This window comes from Roseateles sp. (assembly GCF_031397715.1).
In the GTDB taxonomy this organism is placed as follows: Bacteria; Pseudomonadota; Gammaproteobacteria; order Burkholderiales; family Burkholderiaceae_C; genus Paucibacter_A.
The window spans coordinates 1-3,115 of the sequence record NZ_JANNMI010000216.1; the positions used below are offsets into that span (position 1 = coordinate 1).

The 3,115-nt window shown below is 50.0% G+C and carries 4 protein-coding genes and 1 pseudogene; 3 read left to right on the forward strand and 2 right to left on the reverse strand.

Features of this window, described 5'->3' with window-relative positions; genetic code table 11:
• Positions 1-389: pseudogene (locus tag RMO57_RS09345) on the forward strand (type IV pili twitching motility protein PilT); the annotation flags it as partial.
• Positions 390-417: 28 nt separating this feature from the next.
• Here the strand turns inward: RMO57_RS09345 and RMO57_RS09350 are convergent.
• Together RMO57_RS09350 and RMO57_RS09355 are read right to left on the reverse strand one after the other, a co-directional pair.
• Positions 418-993: a hypothetical protein gene (locus RMO57_RS09350; RefSeq protein WP_310385981.1), complete on the reverse strand. Its 576-nt coding sequence runs from the start codon at positions 991-993 to the stop codon at positions 418-420.
• 113 nt (positions 994-1,106) lie between these two features.
• Positions 1,107-1,280, reverse strand: a complete 174-nt coding sequence (locus RMO57_RS09355; protein WP_310385983.1) for a hypothetical protein — start codon at positions 1,278-1,280, stop codon at positions 1,107-1,109.
• 1,052 nt (positions 1,281-2,332) lie between these two features.
• Here RMO57_RS09355 and RMO57_RS09360 point away from each other — a divergent pair.
• On the forward strand, positions 2,333-2,551 hold the full coding sequence (locus RMO57_RS09360) for a hypothetical protein (protein WP_310385984.1): 219 nt from the start codon (positions 2,333-2,335) through the stop codon (positions 2,549-2,551).
• A 448-nt stretch (positions 2,552-2,999) separates the two neighbouring features.
• Positions 3,000-3,115: NAD(P)-binding domain-containing protein (locus tag RMO57_RS09365; RefSeq protein ID WP_310385986.1), on the forward strand; the 116-nt coding region annotated here is incomplete at its 3' end.

A 3,115-nucleotide genomic window follows, 5' to 3' on the forward strand; every position in this document is an offset into this window, starting at 1 on the left:
TCTTCCCCGAGGAGCGCCGCGCTCAGCTCTTGATGGATTTGTCACTGAACCTGCGCGCGCTGGTGTCGCAACGCTTGCTGCCGCGCCGCGAAGGCAAGGGCCGGGTGGCGGCGGTCGAGATCATGCTCAACTCGCCGCTGATTTCAGACCTGATCTTCAAGGGTGAGATCGGCGAGATCAAGGAAATCATGAAGCGCTCACGCGAGCAAGGCATGCAAACCTTCGACCAAGCGCTGTTTGATCTTTATGAGAGCGGCAAGGTCACGTATGAAGACGCGCTGCGCAATGCCGACTCGGTCAATGATTTGCGTTTGCAGATCAAGCTCAATAGCGAGCGTGCGCGGTCCGAGGATTTGTCGGCGGGGACGGAGCATTTCACGATTGTTTAGTGAATAAAAGAGCGAGCGAGCTACTTTCTCATCTGTACTTGGCTTGCAATGCTTTCAAGTCAAGTACTTCCAAGTAATCACTTCGCCCATACTCTGAAAGACTGACAGTCAGATTGCCGTCATCGTTGACTTTCAATCCAGTAACGGATGGGTTGCTGTATTGTTTTACATTGACTTCTCTGCAAAGTACGACGCCATAGCAGGTGCGCGTGACTATATTGGTCCAGGTGCCGCCAAACGTGCCCATTCCAAGCGCCATAACTTCGCCACCGTCCGGCAAATTCTGCCTGTGCTCAACAACTGTCGTGCTGTTGGCAATTGCGCCAAAAAGTTGTGTAGCGAATACGAGAATTGCAGCAAGCAAAAGCAGCTTGCGGCTACGTCGCTTTGGGTTGAAATATTGAAGCCTCAGAACCATCAAGCCACCAATAATTGCACTGGCCACGAGCCAGGCAATATTGCGACCATCGGGTGCCCTGAGCCAAAACCATTCGTAGCAACTCCAGGGTATGGCAAAAAATACAAGTGCAGCAGTTAAGAAAACAAGCGAAAAATTGTGGTGCCTGCCTAGACTTAGAGTTAAAAAATACTTTTTGATTGGCATTTTGTTTGCCGCTTAATTCAATTAAAAAACATTTTCTGTGTTTGAATTCAATTCACGGAGGGTGCTCTGTTGGATAACTGAGGTGCACGTTGAAGTAACCTGGTGGAGTGTGATCACCCTGCATTTTTGCAAGTATCTATAGCTGTTGGTTGTAAGAAAGTCCGCTCGCGTCCTAGCTTTGTTTGTATCGCCTTAATTCGTGTTAAATGATCAATGATTCCCTTGACTAACTCCAGTTTAAAAGCGTATTTGCTGTTTTTTGCTGATGCCTGTGGTCGTACTTTCATATCGTCGGCTCATTGAAGCGAAAGGTGTTTCTATACTCTAGAATTTGTCTTTCCATCAAGCAGAGGCGGTGCAGTTTTGGAGTATCGATATGCGCACTACTGAGCAACTAGTAGCTTGCTATTCTTCAAGAGCACCGGGGCGCTAAGTTTCTCTCTGACAGGTCGTCCACAATGAGTGGAAAATAGTTGCCCTCAGATCCAGTTGGTCCGTGGCTTCTAATGTGGCAGAGTTGGGCCGACCCAGACCTTGCCACCGCCCCCGCCACATTTGCCATAACAACCTAGCGCTGGAGAAACGGTGCCGCCTTGTTGCCAACCCGTACCTACTCCGCTCTGCTCAGTGCCACCACCTGCATTTCTGGAGGCTGGTGAAGCCGCCGCCGTATCGCAATTGGAAGAGGTGCGGCGCCCCGCAGCGATTTGCGCCCCATCCCCATCATTATCCCCATTGCCCGTAATTGAAGAACTTACAACATTCAACACTAAGTTCTTGTAGCTGCCAGAGTCGGGGTGGGTCGGATATCCCGTTTGTATCCGAAATTTCTGCTTGAAACTGGTACCGCATTCCCGTAGTAATTTATATGGAATATATTTAATTTGCGCCCTAGGCCGTCGATTGACTTTGATAGGATGTTAATTTGCCTCGCTGATTTTGCGCCAGCCAAGAAAAAACAATTCATGCTTCCGTCGGAGGTGCGCAGCTCTAGCTTGTTCACGGTTCCGTCACTAAGCTCTAAGTACTGCATGAATTTTGCATTTGCTGAGTTGGCGAGAAAAGTTAATATAAATGCTATGGCAACGTTAATGATCTTAATTCTTGAGGGTTCGGTTTTTCAAGTTACTGTGAAGGAATATGTAATTTTATTCGTTAAATTTTAGTTGTTTTCTGGCCGAAATTCCTTTTATGAGGATCTTTGAAAATATTTAAATATATTTGCCTCCGACTTTCCGGGTAATCAGAATAGTTGGCGTTGATAATTTTTGTTGCAGCATTTTTTGGATTTTGCTGGTAGCTAGAAGAAATCGAAAAGCGGCTTGCCGGCTCATGCTTTTTGGCCGACGTACAAAATGAGGGAGTGCTGCGACCCACCTGCGGCGCGCTCAGATTGAGAATGCCGGCGGTCGGCACCAGCAGGCCCGGCAGCTTGGTCTATCTCGTCAACTCGCCCCAGATGGAAAAAGCGATCAGCGCGGCGGCCAATAACAATGAAATCCCCGTCAGCCAAGCAAAGCTGGGTATTCCGGCGAATACCTCACACCAATCCGGTTGAAACCCACCAGCCGTTCCGGTTGGCCTCCACCACCTCAAGGCTCTTGTATTTAATGACTTTGCTACTGGCCGATTTGACCGGATAGGGTGGCGGGTTTAAACCGGAACGGCTGGCGCTTTTGGACCGGATTACGCACAAAGCTGGGCGGCCGGCCAATGCGTATGCTGCCCAGCCATTGTGGTTGGCGCGCTTGCATCACCTCCGTGAGGAACAGTGATGATGATGGTGATGATTTCTTATTCTGCGTCGTCAACATGCCGGCATCCCTCGCTGCTGTTCTTGTTTGTTGCTCGGCAGTGTCTGAGAGTCGGGGGGGTGGGGCAATACCCACCAGAGGGTGAAAGGGATAACCCGTTATTCACTCGGGTTTGTTCGAATGACAAATCGGCCGAGACCAGGCTTGCCGAGGGCGAATTTGCAGGTCACCAAGTGTGCAACACTGTTGGCCATGAACACAGCAAAAACCTATTCACCGAGCATCCCGCCCCTCAAACTGGCCTTCCTCGGTCTGGGCGTCATGGGCTACCCGATGGCCGGCCATTTGCAGCGTGCCGGCCATGCGGT